The organism is Nocardioides kongjuensis (assembly GCF_013409625.1).
GTDB lineage: Bacteria > Actinomycetota > Actinomycetes > Propionibacteriales > Nocardioidaceae > Nocardioides > Nocardioides kongjuensis.
Genome location: NZ_JACCBF010000001.1, coordinates 331,130 through 350,732 on the forward strand (window position 1 = coordinate 331,130; position 19,603 = coordinate 350,732).

General features: G+C 72.4%; 22 protein-coding genes. 15 read left to right on the forward strand and 7 right to left on the reverse strand.

Going from position 1 to position 19,603, the window contains the following annotated elements:
* The first annotated feature begins 57 nt into the window (after positions 1-57).
* The 4 genes from BJ958_RS01595 to BJ958_RS01610 are packed head-to-tail and all read left to right on the forward strand — an operon-like array spanning position 58 to position 2,547.
* Positions 58-228, forward strand: a complete 171-nt coding sequence (locus BJ958_RS01595) for a hypothetical protein (protein ID WP_179724934.1) — start codon at positions 58-60, stop codon at positions 226-228.
* Between the two features lie 16 nt (positions 229-244).
* Positions 245-787 carry a PH domain-containing protein gene (locus BJ958_RS01600; protein WP_179724936.1) on the forward strand — a complete coding sequence of 181 codons (543 nt, stop codon included), beginning with the start codon at positions 245-247 and terminating at the stop codon, positions 785-787.
* A gap of 23 nt (positions 788-810) precedes the next feature.
* Positions 811-1,773 (forward strand): co-chaperone YbbN, encoded by a 963-nt coding sequence (locus tag BJ958_RS01605; RefSeq protein WP_179724938.1) that lies wholly within the window; start codon positions 811-813, stop codon positions 1,771-1,773.
* A 33-nt stretch (positions 1,774-1,806) separates the two neighbouring features.
* Positions 1,807-2,547, forward strand: a complete 741-nt coding sequence (locus tag BJ958_RS01610; protein ID WP_179724940.1) for an EI24 domain-containing protein — start codon at positions 1,807-1,809, stop codon at positions 2,545-2,547.
* On the opposite strand, the gene BJ958_RS01615 is transcribed toward BJ958_RS01610, so the two are convergent.
* Together BJ958_RS01615 and BJ958_RS01620 are read right to left on the reverse strand one after the other, a co-directional pair.
* Positions 2,526-3,020, reverse strand: a complete 495-nt coding sequence (locus BJ958_RS01615) for a nuclear transport factor 2 family protein (protein ID WP_141799564.1) — start codon at positions 3,018-3,020, stop codon at positions 2,526-2,528. The two genes, BJ958_RS01610 and BJ958_RS01615, sit on opposite strands and share 22 nt — an antisense overlap.
* On the reverse strand, positions 3,020-3,874 hold the full coding sequence (locus tag BJ958_RS01620) for a TIGR03619 family F420-dependent LLM class oxidoreductase (protein WP_179724942.1): 855 nt from the start codon (positions 3,872-3,874) through the stop codon (positions 3,020-3,022). The genes BJ958_RS01615 and BJ958_RS01620 overlap by 1 nt, the downstream gene beginning before the upstream one ends.
* Positions 3,875-4,058: 184 nt before the next feature.
* Between BJ958_RS01620 and BJ958_RS01625 the strand changes: the two genes are divergently transcribed.
* A complete protein-coding gene (locus BJ958_RS01625; RefSeq protein WP_218865535.1) occupies positions 4,059-4,967 on the forward strand; it encodes an IclR family transcriptional regulator in 909 nt (302 codons plus the stop codon).
* Positions 4,968-5,141: 174 nt separating this feature from the next.
* Here BJ958_RS01625 and BJ958_RS01630 read toward each other — a convergent pair whose 3' ends face one another.
* Positions 5,142-5,678: a flavin reductase family protein gene (locus BJ958_RS01630; RefSeq protein ID WP_218865537.1), complete on the reverse strand. Its 537-nt coding sequence runs from the start codon at positions 5,676-5,678 to the stop codon at positions 5,142-5,144.
* A gap of 181 nt (positions 5,679-5,859) precedes the next feature.
* On the opposite strand from BJ958_RS01630, the gene BJ958_RS01635 reads away from it, so the two are divergent.
* The 5 genes from BJ958_RS01635 to BJ958_RS01655 are packed head-to-tail and all read left to right on the forward strand — an operon-like array spanning position 5,860 to position 12,014.
* Positions 5,860-6,738: an alpha/beta fold hydrolase gene (locus BJ958_RS01635; RefSeq protein WP_218865539.1), complete on the forward strand. Its 879-nt coding sequence runs from the start codon at positions 5,860-5,862 to the stop codon at positions 6,736-6,738.
* Entirely contained in the window at positions 6,735-8,441 is a 1,707-nt protein-coding gene (locus BJ958_RS01640; RefSeq protein ID WP_179724946.1) for an FAD-binding protein, read from the forward strand. Before BJ958_RS01635 ends, BJ958_RS01640 begins: the two co-directional genes overlap by 4 nt.
* 15 nt (positions 8,442-8,456) lie before the next feature.
* Entirely contained in the window at positions 8,457-9,638 is a 1,182-nt protein-coding gene (locus BJ958_RS01645) for an acyl-CoA dehydrogenase family protein (RefSeq protein ID WP_179724948.1), read from the forward strand.
* 34 nt (positions 9,639-9,672) lie between these two features.
* Positions 9,673-10,584, forward strand: coding sequence for a VOC family protein (locus tag BJ958_RS01650; protein ID WP_179724950.1), 912 nt, complete (start codon positions 9,673-9,675; stop codon positions 10,582-10,584).
* The gene (locus BJ958_RS01655; protein WP_218865541.1) at positions 10,581-12,014 is read left to right on the forward strand and encodes an FAD-dependent oxidoreductase; all 1,434 of its coding nucleotides are present in this window, start codon (positions 10,581-10,583) and stop codon (positions 12,012-12,014) included. The genes BJ958_RS01650 and BJ958_RS01655 overlap by 4 nt, the downstream gene beginning before the upstream one ends.
* 83 nt (positions 12,015-12,097) lie before the next feature.
* Here the strand turns inward: BJ958_RS01655 and BJ958_RS01660 are convergent, their stop codons facing one another.
* The 4 genes from BJ958_RS01660 to BJ958_RS01675 all read right to left on the reverse strand — a co-directional run bounded on the left by BJ958_RS01660 (position 12,098) and on the right by BJ958_RS01675 (position 15,557).
* Complete coding sequence (locus tag BJ958_RS01660) at positions 12,098-13,069, reverse strand: type IV toxin-antitoxin system AbiEi family antitoxin domain-containing protein (protein ID WP_179724952.1); 972 nt, start codon at positions 13,067-13,069, stop codon at positions 12,098-12,100.
* A 201-nt stretch (positions 13,070-13,270) separates the two neighbouring features.
* Entirely contained in the window at positions 13,271-14,071 is an 801-nt protein-coding gene (locus BJ958_RS01665) for an SDR family NAD(P)-dependent oxidoreductase (RefSeq protein WP_179724954.1), read from the reverse strand.
* A complete protein-coding gene (locus tag BJ958_RS01670) occupies positions 14,071-14,400 on the reverse strand; it encodes a ferredoxin (protein ID WP_179724956.1) in 330 nt (109 codons plus the stop codon). Before BJ958_RS01670 ends, BJ958_RS01665 begins: the two co-directional genes overlap by 1 nt.
* A complete protein-coding gene (locus BJ958_RS01675; protein WP_179724958.1) occupies positions 14,400-15,557 on the reverse strand; it encodes a 3-ketosteroid-9-alpha-monooxygenase, oxygenase component in 1,158 nt (385 codons plus the stop codon). The genes BJ958_RS01670 and BJ958_RS01675 overlap by 1 nt, the downstream gene beginning before the upstream one ends.
* 233 nt (positions 15,558-15,790) lie before the next feature.
* Here BJ958_RS01675 and BJ958_RS27515 point away from each other — a divergent pair, with 233 nt between their 5' ends.
* The 5 genes from BJ958_RS27515 to BJ958_RS01700 all read left to right on the forward strand — a co-directional run bounded on the left by BJ958_RS27515 (position 15,791) and on the right by BJ958_RS01700 (position 19,526).
* Positions 15,791-16,390, forward strand: coding sequence for a TetR family transcriptional regulator (locus BJ958_RS27515; RefSeq protein ID WP_179724960.1), 600 nt, complete (start codon positions 15,791-15,793; stop codon positions 16,388-16,390).
* A 69-nt stretch (positions 16,391-16,459) separates the two neighbouring features.
* Entirely contained in the window at positions 16,460-17,206 is a 747-nt protein-coding gene (locus tag BJ958_RS01685; RefSeq protein ID WP_179724962.1) for an SDR family NAD(P)-dependent oxidoreductase, read from the forward strand.
* A 33-nt stretch (positions 17,207-17,239) separates the two neighbouring features.
* On the forward strand, positions 17,240-18,016 hold the full coding sequence (locus BJ958_RS01690) for an SDR family oxidoreductase (protein WP_179724964.1): 777 nt from the start codon (positions 17,240-17,242) through the stop codon (positions 18,014-18,016).
* An 11-nt stretch (positions 18,017-18,027) separates the two neighbouring features.
* A complete protein-coding gene (locus tag BJ958_RS01695) occupies positions 18,028-18,900 on the forward strand; it encodes a MaoC/PaaZ C-terminal domain-containing protein (protein WP_179724966.1) in 873 nt (290 codons plus the stop codon).
* Positions 18,897-19,526 (forward strand): PaaI family thioesterase, encoded by a 630-nt coding sequence (locus BJ958_RS01700; RefSeq protein ID WP_179724968.1) that lies wholly within the window; start codon positions 18,897-18,899, stop codon positions 19,524-19,526. Before BJ958_RS01695 ends, BJ958_RS01700 begins: the two co-directional genes overlap by 4 nt.
* Positions 19,527-19,603: the final 77 nt, after the last annotated feature.

Below are 19,603 nucleotides of genomic sequence, written 5' to 3' on the forward strand. Positions count from 1 at the left end.
ATGTGGGGATCTGTGCCCTCGGGGGCGCACCTGCTACACGGATGGAGACGCCCGCACATGGACGCCAAGAAGCTGACCGCGCTCGTGGTGATCGTGTTCCTCGGGTTCTGGATGTTCACCGACCCGGCGGGCCTCGCGGACACCTCGAAGTCGGCCGCCAGCAGCGGGTGGGACCTGACGACCCAGGCGTTCAACGGGGTCATCGACTTCGTCGGCGCGATGGACTGACACGCGCCGCCGACCGATGGTCCTGTCCTTCGTCTCCGGGGTCGTGACCCGGATGGGTGACCCCAGGATCGGCAAGCACCTGCTGCGCGAGGAGGGCGAGGTCGTCGTCGACGAGGTGACCCACCACTGGTTCGCCTACGTCCGGCCCGCCCTGGAGACCGGCCTGGCGCTGGTGCTGCTCGTCGGCAGCTGGTTCGTCGACGTCCACGTGGCGTGGGCGCTGATCGTCGTCGCCGTGGTGTTCCTGGTCCGTGCCGGCTGGATGGCGCTCGGGGTGGTCCGCGACCGGTTCGTGATCACCAACATGCGCGTCTTCCGCGTGCACGGCGTGCTGTCGCAGAGCCTGGCGACGATGCCACTGAGCCGGATCCTCGACATCTCGGTGCAAAAGCCGCTGCACGGGCGGCTGCTCGGCTTCGGCCACTTCTGCTTCGAGTCGGCCGCGCAGGAGCAGGGCCTGCGCGACATCCGGTACGTCGGTCGCCCCGACGACCGCGACCTCGCCATCCAGCGCGTGGTCCAGCGGGCGGGACTCCGGGGACCCCGCGTCCCGAACTGAGGGCCGTCCGTAGGATTGCGCCCATGACGCAGCAGCCGTTCTCCCGTCCCGGTGCGATCGACCTGTCCGCGCTGAAGCGCACCCCGCCGGCCGGCGCCGGTGCTGCCGGTGCGCCCGCGGGTGGCGGCGGTGCGGGCGGCGGCTCGACGTCGGCGTACTCCGTCGCGGTGGACGAGGCCAACTTCCAGGCGGTGCTCGAGGCGTCGATGACCGCGCCGGTGGTGCTCGTCTTCTCCTCGCCGTCCCAGTCGCCGGAGAGCGCGCAGCTCGCGCTGGACGTGGCCACCGTCGCCGACGAGTACGACGGCCGGTTCCTCGCGGCGACTATCGACGTGGACGTGGTGCCGCAGATCGCGCAGGCGATGCAGATCCCGCAGGTCCCGCTGATGCTGGTGCTGCTCGACGGCCGCCCGGCGACGCAGCCGATCCCGGGAGCGGCGCCGATCGACGACATCCGCGCGCTGTTCAACCAGCTCGCGCAGCAGCTCACCGCACAGGGCATCTCCGGGCGTCACCGGCCCAACGCCTTCGGCGCCGCCGGCGCCGAGGCCGCCGAGGGCGAGGAGCCCGCGATCGACCCGCGCTACGTGCCCGCGCAGGAGGCCCTCGCGGCGGGCGACATCGACGCCGCCGTCGCGGAATACCAGAAGCTCGTCGACGCCAACCCCGCCGACCACGAGGCCGCCGCCGGGCTGGCGATGGCCAAGGTGCTGCAGCGCACCCGGGGCGTCGACCTCAACGCGGCGCGGGCCGCGGCCGCCGCCAACCCCGACGACGTCGACGCGCAGACCATGGTCGCCGACCTCGACATGCTCGGGGGTCACGTCGAGGACGCCTTCGCGCGGCTCGTCGAGCTGGTCCGTCGTACGTCGGGCAAGGAGCGGGACCGGGCCCGCGAGCACCTCGTCGGGTTGTTCGGCGCCGTCGGCAACGACGACCCGCGGGTCCTCAAGGGCCGCCAGGCGCTGGCCTCGGCGCTGTTCTGACCCGCTGACGGACCGCTGACATGGACCGCTGACATGGGTTTCGGGCGCGGTGCCGGCTACCTGCTGCGCGGGCTGCGGCTGTGGCGCCAGCGCCCGGCCCTGATGCTGCTGGGCATCGTGCCGGCGCTGATCGTCGCGGCGGTCGTGGTCGCGGCGCTCGTGGTCCTCGTCATCTACGCCGACGACGTGGTCGACTGGGCGACGCCGTTCGCCGACGGCTGGGACGACGCGGTGCGCGGGCTGTTCCGCGGTGCGCTCTACTTCGTCGTCCTGGGCGGCGCGGTCATGCTGGCGATCGTCACCTTCACCGGGCTCACCCTCGCGGTCGGCGACCCCTTCTACGAGAAGATCTGGAAGGAGGTCGAGCTCTCGCTCGGCGGCGACGTCCCCGACCGGGGGATCGGCTGGGTCCGCGGTGCGATCGACGGCCTGACGCTCGTCGCCCTCGGCATCGGCACGGCGATCGTGGTCTTCGTGGTGGGCCTGCTGCCCGTCGTCGGCACCGTCGTCGGTGCGGTGCTCGGCCTCGTCGTCGCCGGCCGGCTGCTCGCCGGCGAGCTCGTGTCCCGTCCGCTCGAGGCACGGGGCATGGACCGCGCCGCCCGCGCCGCGCTGATGCGCGACCACCGCGGGGCGATGCTCGGCTTCGGGGTCTGCGTGCAGGCCTGCTTCCTGGTGCCGGGCGGCGGCATCCTGGTCATGCCCGCGGCGGTGGCCGGGGCGACGTACCTCGCCCGCGAGGCGCTGGAGGGTCAGCCGGTCGGCGGCAGCTGACCCAGGGCGCCGGTCCGGAGCAGGCCGTGCGCCAGCTCGGCGCCGTCGAGGAGCCGGCCGGTGCGCACGGTCGCGCGCCAGCCCTCGTCGGTGCGGCGCAGCTGCCAGTGGTTGGCGGTCGCGCGGTTGACCCGGAACGCGCCGTCCTCGTGCAGCACCATCAGCGAGTGGGTGACCGCGATCGCCGTGTCACCGTCGACCTGCACCGAGACCGGTCCGTTGAAGTGGGCGCAACCGCCGGCGATGAAGCCCTGGTGCGACGCCGAGCGGACCATCGCACGGATCTCGTCGCGACCGGTCATCACGATGACGTCGTTGTCGTAGACGCCGTCCTCGGTCCAGATCGCGGCCACCTCGTCGGCGCAGCCGGAGTCCACCAGCGGTCCGTACGTCGTCAGCAGCTGCACGATCTCGCGCTCGTCCTCCAGGCGCTGGAGCCGGCGCTCGAGCGCGGCCAGGCGGTCGTCGGTCATCAGATCTCCTTCGCAAGGACGGCCAGCGCCTCGAGCTGGTCGCAGTAGTGGTCGGCGGAGGTGGCCTCGACGGCGGTGGTGACGAGGGTGGCGCCGGCGTCGCGGACCCGGGCCAGGCGGCTCGTCGTACCGCTGGGATCGCCGATCGGGTCGACCATCCGGCCGGGGGAGAGGATCACCTCGAAGCCGGCGGGGAGGTCGCGCCCGGCGAGCATCGTGCGCAGCTCGTCGAGGCCGAGGCCGAACGGCACCCAGCCGTCGCCGAGCTCGACAGCGCGGCGCAGGCTGCGCGCCGTGCGGCCGCCGATGAGGAGCGGGACCCGCTCCTGTACGGCGTGCGGCTCGACGACGAGGCCGTCGAAGTCGTAGTGCGTGCCGTGGTACGACGGCTCGCGCCGTCCCAGGCTGGCCCGCAGCGCGCGCAGGGCGTCGTCGGCGCGCTCGCCGCGGCCCGCGAACGGAGCGCCGAGGAGCGCGAACTCCTCCTCGAGCGAGCCCACGCCGATGCCGAGCATCAGCCGGCCGCCGCTGACCAGGTCGAGGGTGCCGTAGCGCTTCGCGATCGCGAGCGGGTGGTGATAGCCGATCACGAGGACCTGGGTCATCAGCCGCAGCTGGGCGGTGACGGCGGCCAGGTGGCCGAAGGTCGCCAGCGGGTCCCAGTAGGTGCCGCCGCGCAGGTCCGCGGCCTCGGCGGGCACGGCGACGTGCTCGCTGCAGGTGAGGTGGTGGAAGCCGAGCCGGTCGGCGGCCTGCGCGACCTGCACCAGCTCGGCGATGCCGGCGTGCTCCTCCCAGGGCGCGTGGGCGCCGGGGTTGGCGGTCACGATCGGGCTGACGATGCCGAGCTGCACGGGTGCTTCCTTCCGGTGGGGACGGCCGGCAGTCAAGCAGTCCCCGGGCCGGAGAGGGCGGCGTGCTCCCGGTGAGTGGCGGGCCGGTGTCGTCGGTGGAGGGGGCTTGTGATGACCGTCTCCTCTTGCTACCTTCGGATCCAGAAACGAGAATTCATTTCAGTTTTGACCGAGGGGAGCAGTCATGAGCGCTCAGATCGTCGAGCCGGTCGCCGAGGGTGCCGCCACCAACGCGGGCCGGGACCTGCCGCCGTCCATGGTGGAGCGGATGTCGCTGATCCTGGACGCGTTCGAGTCGCCCGCGGCACGGCTCACCCTCGAGCAGGTCTCGCGGGCCACCCACCTCCCGCGCTCGACCGCCCACCGGATCCTCGACCAGCTGGTCCGCCTCGAGTGGCTCGCCCACACCTCGTTCGGCTTCTCGCTCGGGCCGCGCTCCCTCGGCCTGGGGGGTGGTGGCCGCGCTGACACCGAGCTGCGCGAGGCCGCGGCGCCGTACCTCCACGAGCTGCAGGTCCGCACCGGGCTCGTCGCCCACCTCGCCGTCCTCGACGGCCCGGACGTGCGCTACCTCGACAAGATCGGCGGCCGCTTCGCGGTCCGGGTGCCCTCCCGCGTCGGCGGCCACGCTGCGGCCCACGCCACCGCCCTCGGCAAGGCGATCCTCGCCTGGCTGCCGGCCGAGCGCGTCGACGAGATCCTCGACGCGCGGCCCGCCCGGCTGACGAAGTCGACGATCACCGACCTCACCCTGCTCCACCAGGAGCTGCACCGGATCCGCGGTCGCCACGGCGTCGCCTACGAGCGCGGCGAGGCGCACCCCGACATCGCCTGCGTCGCCGCCGCCATCCGCAGCCCCGAGGGCGCGGTCGGCGCGGTCTCCCTCGTCGGCGACCTGCGCGCCCCCGTCGAGCGGGTCGCGCCGCTCGTGCTCCGCGCCGCCCGGCAGACCGCTGGCGACCTGTTCCCGGAGCCGGTGCCCGCGCCCGCTCCGGTCCGTCCCTCGCGTGCCGCCGCCCCCGCACAGCCCACCTGGTCGGCCGCGACCATGGAGCGCCTCGTCGCCGACGCCGCATCCGGCGCCTGGTCCTGACCGACCCGGCTCGAACTGGCTCAGAAATCGCGCCGACCCGGCAGAAACTGGTCGCGAAAAACCGCCGACCCGGCAGAAAGTGGTGTCTACGGAGGCCACTTTCTGCCGGGTCGGCGTGATCTCGAGGTCAGTTTGTGCCGGGTCGGCGCGATTTCAGAGCCACTTCGAGACGGGTCAGCCCCAGTGGTCGCCCCAGCCCCACAGGTCGGGAGCGATCTGCTCGTGCTGGTCCTCGATGCCGAACCTGCCACGGAAGAACAGCATCGGGGTGGCGCGGTGCGGGGTCTCGAGACGAGTGACCCGGCCGATCACGACATCGTGGTCGCCGGCGACCACGACGTTCTCGACGGTGGCGTGCACCCGCATCAACGTGCCGGGCAGGCTCGGGGTGCCCTCGGGGGAGAGCTCCCAGTCGAGCTCCTCGAACTTGCGGCCGCGGCTCGAGCCGAACCGCTGGCACAGGTCGGCCTGGTCCTCGCCGAGCACGTTGACGGTGAACCGTCCCGAGCGCCGGATCCGCGGCCAGGCGCGGCCGCTGTGATCCGCGCAGAACAGCACCAGCGGCGGCTCGAGGGAGACGGAGGCGAAGGACTGGCAGGCGAAGCCGACCGGCTCGCCGTCGTCCAGGCCGGTCACGATCGTCACGCCGGTCGCGAAGTTGCCCATCGCGGCCCGCATCTCCAGCGGGGACGGCTCGATTGCGGTGCTCATGGCGACGACGCTAACGACGCTCCTCTGCGGCGGGTGCGGGCGTCCCGCTGAGTGACGGCGGGGTGCCGCCACGGTCCCCCGGACGTCGTACGACGACCTCGAATCGCCCTGCAGCACAGGGCTTTCCGGTCACCGGAAAGAGCGCGGGCCCGTTCGCGCACCGCAACCTAGCGTGCGGAGCGTGACCGACCTGACCCACGATTCCACGCGACGCGAGCTGGCCACGGACGCCGGCGTGCTGCGCTACCACGAGGCCGGAGACGGCCCCCCGCTGCTCCTGCTGCACGGGTCGGGCCCCGGCGTCACCGGGTGGCGCAACTTCGGCGACAACCTCGCTGCGTTCGCGCCCCACTTCCGGTGCCTGGTGCTGGAGCTGCCGGGCTTCGGCGTCAGCGACACCACCGACCAGCACCCGATGGTGGCCGCGCTTCCGGCCGTGCAGCGCTTCCTCGACGGGCTCGGCCTCGACCGGGTCGACGTCATCGGGAACTCGATGGGCGGCGGTGTCGCGACCCGGCTCGCGATCAGCCAGCCGGACCGGGTACGACGACTGGTCACCGTCGGTGGCGTCGGCCGCAACATCTTCAGCCCCGCCCCCGGCGAGGGCATCAACCTGCTGGTCGAGTTCGTCGAGAACCCGAACCGCGAGAACCTCGTCGCCTGGTTGCGCTCGATGGTCTTCGACCAGGCCATGGTCACCGAGGAGCTGATCGAGCAGCGATGGGCCCAGGCCACCGAGCCGGAGACCCTCGAGGTCGCGCGCCGGATGTACGGCCGATCCGCCATCTCCGCTGCCTTCGCCGGTGCCGGCAGCTCGGCCCAGGCGACGCCCGGCTGGGCGCAGTTCGACCAGATCAAGGCGCGCACCCTGCTCACCTGGGGCCGCGACGACCGGGTCAGCCCGCTCGACATGATGCTGATCCCGATGCGGACGATCCCCGACGTCGAGGTGCACGTGTTCGCCAACTGCGGCCACTGGGCGATGATCGAGCAGAAGCGCGCCTGGGAGCGCACCGTGCTCGCCTTCCTCACCGAGCAGGACGAGGGGGGTGCCCGGTGAGCACCTGGAGCGACGAGTTCGACCTCGTCGTCGTCGGCAGCGGCGGTGGCGGCATGACGGCGGCGCTGGCCGCCGTCGATGCCGGCCTGTCGGTGGTGGTGATCGAGAAGGGCGCCAAGTTCGGCGGCAGCACCGGCATCTCCGGCGGCGGCATCTGGGTGCCCAACAACCCCACCCTGCGCAAGGCGGGGCACGACGACTCACGCGCGTCGGTGCTCGAGTACCTCACCACGATCACCGGCGGGAAGGTCCCCGCGACCCGGCTGGCGGCGTACGTCGACCACGGCCCGGCCGCGATGGAGCTCCTCGAGCGGTCGAAGTGGGTGAGGTTCGCCTGGACCAAGGGGTACGCCGACTACCACCCCGAGCTCGCCGGCGGCCGCCCGCAGGGCCGGTCCATCGAGGCCAAGCCGTTCGACACCCGCAAGCTGGGGGAGGACGAGGCCCACCAGCGGCCCAACAACTTGAAGGGCCCGCTGGGGCTCTGGGTCACCGCGAAGGACTACCACGACCTCGCCATGGTCAAGCGGACCTGGCAGGGCCGCCGCGCATCGCTGCGGGCGGCCTGGCGGGTCAGCTCGAACGTGGTGCGGCGTCGCCACATGGCGACCGGTGGCCGCGCCCTGGTCGCCCGGATGCGCATGGCGCTCAAGGACGCCGGCATCCCGTTGTGGCTGGAGACCACGATGACCTCGCTGGTCGTCGAGGACGGGAGCGTGACCGGCATCGTCGCCACCCGCGACGGCGCGGAGGTGCGGATCCGCGGCCGCAGGGGCGTCCTGCTCGCCGCCGGCGGCTTCGACCACAACCCGGCGATGCGCGAGCGCCACCTCCCGCCCGGTGCGCGTCCCGACCACAGCCTCGGTGCCGTCGAGAACACCGGCGACGCCATCACCGCGGGCCAGGCGGCCGGCGGCGCGGTCGACCTGATGGACGACGCGTGGTGGATGCCGTCGGTCACGCACCCGGCCGGTGCCACGATCCCGCTCGTCTCCGAGCGCGCGATCCCCGGTCAGGTCATCGTGGGCACGGACGGGAAGCGGTTCACCAACGAGGCCTCGCCGTACGTCAACTTCGTCCACGACCAGCTCGCCAGCGGCAACGAGAAGGCCTGGCTGGTCATGGACTCGCGGGCCCGGTCGCGCTACCCGTTCGCCCAGATCCTGCCGGGAGCCCCCTTCCCGCAAGGCTTCTACGACCAGGGGATCGTGCACCGCGCGGACACGGTGGCGGAGCTGGCGGCCGCGATCGGAGTGCCTGCCGACACCCTGCGGGCGACCGTCGACCGGTTCAACGGGTACGCCCGCGCCGGCAGGGACGAGGAGTTCGGTCGAGGCGAGAGCGCCCACGACCGCTACTACGGAGACCCGACGCTGGCCAACCCGAACCTGGACGTCATCGACCGGGCGCCCTACTACGCCGTACGGATCGAGGTCGGCGACCTCGGGACCAAGGGCGGCCTGGTCACCGACGACCGCGGCCGGGTGCTGCGCGAGGACGGCACGGTCGTCGCCGGGCTCTACGCGACCGGCAACTGTGCCGCGTCGGTGATGGGCAACGACTACGCCGGTCCCGGCGCCACCATCGGCCCCTCCATCGTCTTCGGCTACCTGGCCGCGCGCCACGCCGCCGGCCTCTCCGACGACCGGAAGACCCCGCCCGCCGCAGCCGCGCCGGGTGCCACCGTGCAGAGCCACCGCTGAGGAAGTGAGTTCGTGATGAGTGAGGTGCTCGACCAGATCGAGGCCCGCGCCGAGGAGATCGCCGCGCTGGGCCCCAGCAACGAGAAGCTGGGCCGGCTCGACGACCGCGCCGCCGAGCTGCTGCGCGAGACCGGTGTGATCCGGATGCTGCAGCCTGCGAAGTACGGCGGCGCGGAGGCGCACCCCGCCGACTTCGCCGAGGCCGTGATGCGGCTGGCGAGCCTGGACGGCTCGACCGGCTGGGTCGCCGGCATCGTCGGCGTGCACCCGTGGGAGATGGCGATGTGCGACCCGCGTGTGCAGGAGGAGGTGTGGGGCGAGGACAACGACACGTGGATCGCCTCGCCGTACGCGCCGATGGGAGTGATCCGCCCGGTCGACGGCGGCTACGTCTTCAACGGCCGCTGGCAGTTCTCGTCGGGCACCGACCACTGCGACTGGATCTTCCTCGGTGCCTACCTCGGCGACGAGAAGGGCGAGGCGATCATGCCGCCGCGCGTCCACCACGTGATCCTGCCGCGCTCGGACTACACGATCGTCGAGGACTCCTGGGATGTCGTCGGCCTGCGCGGCACCGGGTCCAAGGACATCATCGTCGAGGACGCGTTCATCCCCGACTACCGCGTCGTCGAGTTCTCGCGGTTCACCGACGGCAGCCAGCCGCGCGAGGCCGGACTGACCAACCCGACGTACCACATCCCGTTCACCACGGCCTTCCCGCTCGGCATCACCTCGGCCGTCATCGGCATCGCCGAGGGCGCGCTCGCGGCGCACCTGGCCTACCAGCGCACCCGGGTCCAGATCACCGGCACCAAGGTGAAGGACGACCCGCACGTGCTGTTCGCGATCAGCCAGGCCGCGGCGGAGATCCACGCGTCGCGGGTGACCATGCTCGACAACGCCCGCCGCTTCCACGACAAGGCCGAGCGCGGCGAGGAGGTGACCTTCGCCGAGCGTGCCGAGTCGCGTCGTACCCAGGTCTCGGCGGCCTGGCGTGCCGTGCGCGCCATGGACGAGGTCGTCGCCCGCTCGGGCGGCAACGGGATGCGGATGGACAACCCGATCCAGCGGTTCTGGCGCGACGGGCACATGGGCCTCGCGCACGCCATCCACGTGCCGGGCTCGGTGTTCCACGTGCAGTCGCTGACCGCGATGGACGTGACCCCGCCGCCCGGACCGATGCTCTCGATGATCTGACCCCCTGCCACCGACTGAGACTGAGGAGAACAAGATGACCGCGATCCGTGGCCTCGGCTACCTGATCGTGCAGAGCCAGGACCTGCCCCGCTGGCGCGAGCTGACGGTGGACTGCCTGGCGATGCAGGAGACCACCGGGCCGGTGGCCGACGGCCTCTACCTGCGCATGGACGAGCGGCACGCGCGGCTCGTCGTGCTGCCCGGCGACGTCGACCGCGTGGTCGCCGTCGGCTGGGAGGTGCGCGACCAGTTCGGCCTCGCCGAGGTCGCCGCCGCCGTCGAGGCCGCGGGCGTGCCGTTCAAGGAGCTCAGCCAGGAGGAGTGCGACGAGCGCCGGGTCGAGGCGGCGATCCGCTTCGACGACCCGGCCGGTACGCCGGTCGAGGTCTTCTTCGGCCCGGTCCTCGACCACAGCCCGGTCCTCACCGGCCACGGGCAGAGGTTCGTCACCAGCGAGCAGGGGATGGGCCACGTCGTCCTCCCGACCACGGTGGTCGAGGAGACGGTCGCGTTCTACACCGAGGTCCTCGACTTCCTGCCGCGCGGCTCGATCCGGATGGGCGCGGCCCTGCCGCCGCGCCGGGTGCGCTTCATGGGCGTCAACCAGCGCCACCACAGCCTCGCCGTCTGCCCCGCGCCGCACGGCGAGGCACCCGGCCTGGTGCACCTGATGATGGAGGTCGACAGCCTGGACGCGGTCGGCCGCGCCCTCGACAAGGTCAACAAGGCCGGCTTCTCCTTGTCCTCGACCCTGGGCCGGCACACCAACGACAAGATGGTGTCGTTCTACGTGCGCGCGCCCGGCGGCTGGGACCTGGAGTACGGCTGCGAGGGCATGCTCGTCGACGAGGCGTTCTACACCGCCGAGGAGATCACCGCCGACAGCTACTGGGGCCACGACTGGTCCGGCTCCGAGCCGCTCGCCGCCTTCCTCCCGCCGGCGTGAGCGACGCCGTGCACGACGTCGATGTGGTCGTCGTCGGCTTCGGCTGCGCCGGTGGCGCCGCGGCCCTCGAGGCCCGGCGCACCGACGCCTCGGTGGTGGTCCTCGAACGCGCCAGTGGCGCGGGCGGCTCGTCGGCACAGTCCGGTGGCGAGCTCTACCTCGGTGGCGGGACGGCTGTGCAGGAGGCCCTGGGCTTCGAGGACGACGCCGACAACATGCTCGCCTTCCTGCGCGCGGCCCTCGGCCCGCACGCCGACGAGGAGAAGCTGCGCCTCTACTGCGAGGGCAGCGTCGAGCACTTCGACTGGTTCTGCTCGTTGGGGCTCGAGTTCGAGAAGTCGCTCTACGACGCACCGTCGTGGCTGCCGCCGACCACCGACGGACTGATGTGGCTGGGCGAGAACGCCTGGCCGTACGACGAGCTCGCCCGCCCCGTCCCGCGCGGGCACCGACCCGCCACCTGCGGCTTCGGCGGCTGGCTGGTGATGGACCGTCTGGTCGCCGCGTGCGCGTCGGCCGGTGTGGTGACCGCGACCGACACCCGCGCGGTGTCGCTGGTGGTCGAGTCCGGCCGCGTCGTCGGCGTACGCGCCCGGCGGTTCGGCGACGACGTCACCTACCGCGCCCGCCGCGGCGTGGTGGTCACCACCGGCGGCTTCGCCGACAACCCCGAGATGCTCAGCGCGCACGCGCCCGACCTGCTCGGCCACGGCGTTGTCAGCGACGGGGGAGACGACGGCAGCGGCATCGTGATGGCCCAGGCGGTCGGCGCCGCCGTGCGCCGGATGTCGGTCGTCGAGGTCGCCTACACCGCTCTCCCGGCGCTCGCGTGCCGCGGCATGCTGGTCAACGCGCGCGGCGAGCGGTTCGTCAACGAGGACGTCTACCCGGGGCTGTTCAGCCACGCCGCGCTGCACGAGCCCGGCCCGTGCTGGGTGGTCGTCGACGGGCAGGCGCTCGAGGAGGTCGACGAGGCCGACCTGTGGGGCACCGTGCCGTCGTACGCCGCCGAGACGATCGAGGAGCTCGAGTCCGACCTCGGCATGCCTCCCGGCGCGCTGGCCCGCACCCTCGCGGGCTACAACGACGGCGCTGCTCGCGGTGGGGACCCGTTGTTCCACAAGAACGCCCGCTGGACGCGGGTGCTGACGGGGCCGTTCGCCGCGATCGACCCGCGCATCGGCTTCCACAACCCGACCCACCGCGCCGCTCCCGGCGCCACCGGGTTCGCCGGCTTCACCCTCGGCGGGCTGCACACGACGGTCGACGGCGCGGTGCTGTCGCTCGGCGGCGACCCGATCCCCGGGCTGTACGCCGCCGGACGCGCCAGTTCCGGCATGCACGGGCAGGGGTACGTCTCCGGCACCTCGCTCGGCGACGGGACGTTCTTCGGCCGCCGGGCCGGCCGGGCGGCTGCTCAGTCCCGCTGACCCGGCAGAACGTGGCCCGTGGATCGCGCCGTCCCGGCAGAAGGTGGCCCGAGGATCGCGCCGACCCGGCAGAAGGTGGCCCGTCAGGCAACCAGACCGCGACCGCGCCGCGCCTCTGCGACACCGCGACGCAGGACTGCCTCGACGTCCGCACGCGGACCGAAGAGGTTTTCCTTGCGTACGGCGACGACCCGGAACGGCGTCTCGTTCTCCACGAGTGCGCGGCGATCCCGGTCGTGCCGCAGCTGGTCGGGACTCGAGTGCCACTCGGCGCCGTCGTACTCGGCGGCGAAGGCGATCTCCTCGTTCCCCAGGTCCAGCCTGGCGAGGAAGGTTCCCTCGACGTCGTACACCTCGAGCTGAGGGACGGGCCTAGGGAGATGGGCCTGGAGCCAGCGCAGCCGGAGGATCGACTCGGGCGGGGACTCGGCGCGGCCGTCGACGTACCCGACCATCAGGCGCAGCGTCGTCACCCAGCGCATCCCCTTGAACCGGGGTACGCCGGCTACGAGCTCCGCGGCGGAGAACCGGCCCAGCCGGAGCATCTGGTCCATCGCGGCGAGTGACGGCTCGACGTACCGCTGGCGGCCGAGGTCCCAGGTCGTTCGCAGCGGCGAGGTGACGCGTAGTCCGTCGAGCTCCACGACGTCGCCTGGGCCGAAGCTGCGCTCCCCGCTGGCGGTCAGGCAGTTGCGCAGGCGCCGGCCGGGCGCGGGCAGGAAGACGCAGACCGGCGCGAGGTGCAGGTGCTCGTTGGGCGCGAGCACCATGTCGGCGCCGTGCAGCCAGCCGGCATGACGGTCGCACACCACCGCGTCCGCGGGTACGACGAGCCGCAGGGCCGCGCAGCGGAGCTCGAGGCTGTCGGGGACCGGGTTGGCGACGTACACGCTGCGGACGAGGCGGCGCAGGAATCCCTGCTCGACCAGCCAGGCCAGCTGGCGTGGGGACAGCCCGGCTTCACGACGCGCGGTGGCCGTCGTGAACGGGACATCGAGCGGCAGCGGGAAGTCGGCGGGCAGGAAGGACAGGTGTTCGAGGTCGCTGTGTCTCATGGTTGGCCGCGTGCCTCGCGGAGGCCGCGGCCAACCATGGCGCCCCACGGCCTGTGGACGAGAGCGTGACATGCCCGTCGCGAGAGACATCGTTCGTCCGGGTCGGCCGGAACGCGAGGTCACTTTGTGCCGGGTCAGCGCGTATCAGGAGCTCTTTTGTGCCGGGTCAGCGCTTATTAGGAGCCACTTCGTGCCGGGTCGCTACTCGGAGGCGGCAGGGAGGAGCTTCCTGGACTTGGCCAGCGCGTCCCGGACGAGTGCCGACCGGTCGTGGCCGCTGCGGATCTCGGCGAGCTTCTCGTTGCCTGCGGCGACCCGTACCGGGCCGTCCTGGAGCAGGGAGAGGGCCTGGCGGGCGACGTCGTCAGGCTCGGAGACGTGCATGCCGGGGATGTCGAAGTTGAGGCCGGCGCGCTCCATGGCGGGGGTGCGGGTGACGCCGAGGACGAACTCGAGGACGTCGACGTCGTACTCCTGCATCTCCAGCCACAGGCCCTCGGCGAAGACCCGGCAGAACGACTTCACGGCCGCGTAGATGCTGATCTGGGCCGAGCCCATGTAGCCGGCGAGGGAGCCGATCAGCAGGATGCCGCCGCGGCGCCGTTCGCGCATCGGGGCGCCGAAGAGCTGGACGAGGGCGAGCTGGGCGGTGACGTTGAGGTCGATGACGCCCTGGAAGCGGTCGAGGTCGCCGGTGACGAACTCGTGGCCGTAGGTGTTGGCGCCCGCGTTGAAGACGAGCAGACCGACCTCGAGGCCGTCGGTGACCTCGGCGACCTGCTTGACGGCGTCCGGGTCGGTGAGGTCCACCGCCAGGGTGCGGACGTCGACCCCGAGCTCGCGGCACCCGGCCGCCGTCTCCTCCAGCGGCCCGGGCTTGCGAGCCAGCAGGACCAGGTTCAGGCCGGTCTCGGCGAGCTGCCGGGCGAAGGACGCACCGACGCCCTCCGAGCCGCCGGCGATGACGGCCCAGGGGCCGTGGCGTTCCAGGTCGACGCCCATCAGGCGTGCACCTCCGTGTCGTGCTGGTCGCGATGGTGATCGGGGTTGGTCTTCAGTGGCTCGTCGTCCACGACGTCCAGGGTGCCGCGTACGGCGGCCTCCCGGATCGCCTCGCGCAGGGCGGCGCAGCCGGTGAAGGTGGCGCCGTTGGGTCCGGGCCGCGGGGTCGAGGCGCGGCGCTCGATGCAGGTGGCGAGCGCCGCGTCGTTCCACTGGATGCTGGTCTGGTCCCACGAGCTCTTCCGGGCCTCGACGAGCGCGCCGCAGGTCCCGCACGAGACGGGCTGCATCGGGGCGTCGTCGAGCCGGACGTCGGGCCGGACCGCCATCAGACCGGCTGGCCGGAGGCGGCCGCGCGCTTGGCGATGTTCTCCTCGACCTCGTGCCGCCAGGCCTCGTTGGGCTTCGTGGTGTCGATCTCGAACTCGAAGCGCTCGGTCATCTCGGGGGTGACGTCGGCGGCGTCGACGTAGAACTGCTCGTACCAGCGACGCAGCTGGTAGACGGGCCCGTCCTCCTCGCACAGCAGCGGGTTCTCGATGCGGGCCTTGTTGCGCCAGATCTGGACGTCCTGCTCGAAGCCGATCCGGATGAAGTCGCCGAGTTTGCGCGCGGTGGCGGTGGCGGCCTCGTCCTCCACGCCGGCCGGCTTCTTGGTCATGATGCCGTACTGCAGCACGAACGAGTTCGCGTCGATCGGGTAGTGGCAGTTGATCAGCGTCGTGGGCATGTCGTTGCCGTCGCTGTAGTGGTAGGTGACGTCGTCGATCATGAACGACGGTCCGTAGTACGCCGCCGTCGAGGTCGTCCCGGTGCTGCGCGGGCCGTCGCCGCTGTTCTGCGGGCGGGCGACGTCCTCGCGGCCGGTGCCGGTCATCAGCTGGGTGGCGACGGAGCCCTCGAAGATGTTCTTGAAGTATGTCGGGAAGGTGAAGTGCACGTAGAAGAAGTGCGCCATGTCCACGACGTTGTCGACGATCTCGCGGCAGTTGGAGCCCTCGATCGTCGTGGTGTACCAGACCCAGTCGGTCCACTCGGGGTTGTCGTAGCCCTCGATCCGCGGGATGACGGCGTCCTCGGTGGGCGGGTTGCCCTCTGGGTCGTTCCAGACGAAGAGCATCCCGTCCTGGGTCATCGTCTGCCACGCGGCGGTGCGGGCGCGCAGCGGGACCCGGCGGGCATAGGGGATCTGCTTGCAGCGGCCGTCGCCGCCCCAGCGCCAGTCGTGGAAGGGGCAGGCGATCTCGTTGCCCTTGACCTCGCCCTGCGACAGGTCGCCGCCCATGTGGCGGCAGTACGCGTCGAGGACGTTGATCGCGCCGTCCTCGCCGGCGAACACGACGAGCTTCTGGCCGAAGGCGTTGATCTGGTGGGGCTTGCCGTCGTTGAAGTCGCGGACCAGCCCCAGGCAGTGCCAGCCGCGTGCGAAGCGGGTGGGCGGCGGACCCGACTCGATGTGGCGGACCTCGTCTCCGACTGCGGTCATGTGCGGATCTCCCCTCGAGGATTCGTCGCGCCGGTGGCAGGTACGCCGGGCACGGATGTCTGGTCCGGCGAGTCTGTCCGGCGCCGTACGACGGCCGGTGCCGTCGGTCCCACTCACCGGAAGGGCTGCGGCGGCCGTTCGACCCGTCCGGGATCCCACTGACCGGTAGCATTCGACCCGATCGCCCCCGTCTGGTCCGACCATCGGGACGCAGCCACCGGAGGGAGTCAGCAGTGCCACGGATCGCCGAGGGCCGGCCTGCGGCCAAGCCGAGCTCGAGCGTCCAGAAGGACCGCTACCAGCGGATCCTGAGGGCCGCGGCGAAGCTCGGTGCCGAGCACGGCCTGGAGCACGTCCAGATGAACGACGTCGCCAAGCAGGCGAACGTCGCGATCGCCACGCTCTACCGCTACTTCCCCTCGAAGGTGGACCTGTTCAGCTCGGTGATGCGCTGGCGGGTGGGGGAGTACGACCAGCCCGAGGTCGTCGCCGTGGCCGACCCGGCCGCCGGCGTGGCCGACCTGCTGATCCGGATCAGCCGCGAGATGGCCCGGATGCCGAAGCTCTCGCTGGCGATGATCCAGGCCAACAGCCAGGCCTACGCGATGGGCTCCCAGGAGTCGGCCTTCGACGACGTGCGCTTCGCGCGGATCGTCCAGCGCGCCGCGGGGATGAGCGAGGTGACCGAGGAGGCCGAACGCCAGGTCCGGCTGATCATCTCCTGCTGGTTCGGAACCCTGGTCTCGCTGCTCAACAACCGGTTCTCGATCGAGGACGCCGAGGACGACATCCGGGCCGCCTGCGCGCTGCTGCTGCGTCCGCTCGAGGACTGAGCCAGCGCCACTCCCACTGACCGGTGACCGCGACGGCCCGGCGACGCGATCGTCCCTAGTCTCCGGGGCATGCAGAGGTTCAGCGGCACCAACGTCATCGTCACCGGAGCCGCGTCGGGCATCGGCCAGGCCACGGTCGTGCGACTGGTCGCCGAGGGTGCGGCCGTCTTCGCCGTCGACCGCGACGCGGCCGGTCTGGCCGACACGGTGGCGACCTCGGTCGGGACCGGCCGGGTGATGACCGACGTCGTCGACGTCACCGACGAGGCAGCCGTCGTCGCCGCGGTCCGGGCGGCGCACGCCGAGCTCGGCAGCGTGGAGGCGCTGGTCAACGTGGCCGGTGCCCACCGCACGACACCGATCGCGTCCCTTTCGGTCGAGGACCTGCGGGACCTGTTCGAGATCAACCTGGTCGGTACGGCGCTCTTCTGCCGCGAGGTGGTCCCGCTGCTCCCCGACGGCACCGGCGTGATCGTCAACGTCGCCTCGACGTCGGCCGCTCACGGCAACCCCTACATGTCGGCGTACTCCGCCTCCAAGGGCGCGGTCCTCGGCTTCTCGCTGAGCCTCGCCGCCGAGCTCGTCGGCCGCGGGATCCGGGTCGTGCCGGTCTCACCGGGCACCGTCGACACCCCGTTGACCCGCTCGGTCGCCGTCGAGCCCGGCCTCGACCTCAGCGCGTTCGACCGGATCCGCTCGCCCCTCGGCCCGGCGCGTCCCGAGCAGGTCGCGGCCGCGATCGCCTTCGCCGCCTCGCCCGACGCGTCCTACCTCACCGGCCTCGACCTGCGGGTCGACGGCGGCTCCCACATCTGACCCAGCAGCCCAGACACAGCACGGAGGAAGTCCATGTCCCGCACCATCGCCGTCACCGGTTCCGCCAGCGGGATCGGCGCGGCCCTCGTGAGGATCCTCGAGGCCCGTGGCGACCGCGTCATCACCGTCGACCGGGTCGAGGCGGACCTGGTCGTCGACCTCGCGAGCGCCGAGGGCAGGGCCGCCGCCGTCGCCGGCATCACCGAGCGCTGCGACGGCGTCCTCGACGGTCTGGTGACCTGCGCCGGCACCTCGGTCCCGAGCCCGCTGATGGTCGAGGTCAACTACGCCGGCACCGTCGAGCTCGTCGAGGGCCTGCAGCCGGCGCTGGCCGCCTCCGAGGCCGGCCGGGTGGCCGTGGTGGGCTCGATCTCCGGCACCCAGCCCAACGACCCCGAGCTGGTCGACCTCCTCCTTGCCGGCCGTACGGCGGCCGCCACCGACCGTGCCGCAGCCCTGGTCGAGCAGGGAGCACCGACCCGGATCTACCCGTCCACCAAGGCGGCCATCGCTCGCTGGGCACGCACCACCTGCATCGCGCCCGGCTGGGCCGACGCCGGCGTACCGCTCAACGTGATCGCCCCCGGCGTCATCCTCACGCCGATGAGCGCCGGGCTGGTGGACGACCCGAGGATGCGCGCGGTGATGGACGCCGCCGTGCCGATGCCGCTGAACGGGTACGCCGAGCCGGAGGCGCCGGCCGAGCTGCTCGCCTGGCTGGTCAGCGAGGCCAACAGCCACGTCACCGGACAGGTCATCTACGTCGACGGCGGCGCCGAGGCGACGCTGCGCCCGGCCGAGCACTACTGAGCGGGGACCCGATGCCGATCGACCTCGCCACCGCCCTCGCCGCACCGCCGGCGGTCCGCACCATCGCGTGGACCCGGCGCGACGTGCTGCTCTACCACCTGTCCCTCGGCGCCGGCCGGCACGCGGACGTCGACCCCGAGCTGGCCTACACCTTCGAGCGTGACCTCCAGGTGCTGCCGACCTTCGCGGTGGTCGCAGGCAGGACGATCTCGGCCGGGGACGAGCAGCACGCTCCGGCGATGCGGATGCCCGGCATCGACGTCGACCTGCGCCGGGTCCTGCACGGTGGCCAGGCGCTCACCGTGCACCGGCCGATCCCCGCCGCCGGCACGGCCGAGCTCAGCACCCGGGTCGCCGACGTGTGGGACAAGGGCAAGGCCGCCGTGGTCGTGCTCGAGCACCGGGTCACCGACGCCGACGGTCCGCTGTGGACCGCGCAGATGCAGGTCTGGGCGCGCGGCGAGGGCGGCTTCGGCGGCGAGCCGGGGCCGGACACCTCGTGGAGCGCTCCCGACCGCGCTCCCGACCACGTCCTCGACAGCCCCACGGACCCGGGGCAGGCGCTGCTCTACCGCCTCAACGGGGACCTGAACCCGCTGCACGCCGAGCCGGCCTTCGCCGCGTCCGCCGGCTTCGACCGGCCGATCCTGCACGGCCTCGCGTCGTACGGAATCGTCGCGAAGGCGCTCGTCGACGGACTCCTCGACGGCGACGCCGGCCGGCTGCGCAGCCTCGCGGTCCGCTTCGCCGGGACCCTGGTCCCCGGCGAGACGATCCGCACCTCGGTCTGGCGCGACGGCGACCGGCTCGCGCTCTCGGCGTACTGCCCCGAGCGCGGCGACCGGCCGGTGCTCAGCCACGCTGTCGCGGAGGTGTCCCGATGACGCTGACCGAGCTCACCGCACGACCCGACGAGTCGGGCATCGACACCGCCGTGGCCGCCGTACGACGCCTCGCGGCGGCGCTCCTGGCCGCCGGCGGCCGGGTCGACCTCGACCTCGACGACCTGGCCCGACGGCTGAGCGCGATGGCCGGCGAGGTCGAGGGCCTCGCCCCCGAGCTCGCCGACCGGATGGTCGACATGTGGTCGGGGGAGGGCGTGACCCGCCACGACCCGGTCACCGGACCCGAGAACGCGATCGCGCCGCCGCTCGTGCTCTGCGCCGAGGACGGGGGATCGGTGGCCGGCACCGTCAACCTCGGCATCCCCTACCAGGGCCCGCCGGGTTGCGTGCACGGCGGCATCAGCGCCCTGCTGCTCGACCACACCCTCGGCGTGGCCAACGCGCACGCCGGCACGTCGGGCATGACCGGCACCCTGACCCTGCGCTACGAGCGTCCGGTGCCGCTGCACACCGACCTGGTCGTGCGCGGCTGGCAGGAGCGGGTCGAGGGCCGCAAGATCTGGTCGCACGGCACGATCACGAGCGGCGAGGAGGTCCTCGTCCGGGCCGAGGGCCTGTTCATCGACAAGCACCTGGCGCGGCCCGGCCAGGAGGTCTCCCGGTGAGCGGGAGGACCTGTGTCGCCCGCCACAGCGGCCGACCTACGCTGCCGGACGTCCTGGGGGAGCACGCTCCCCGACAC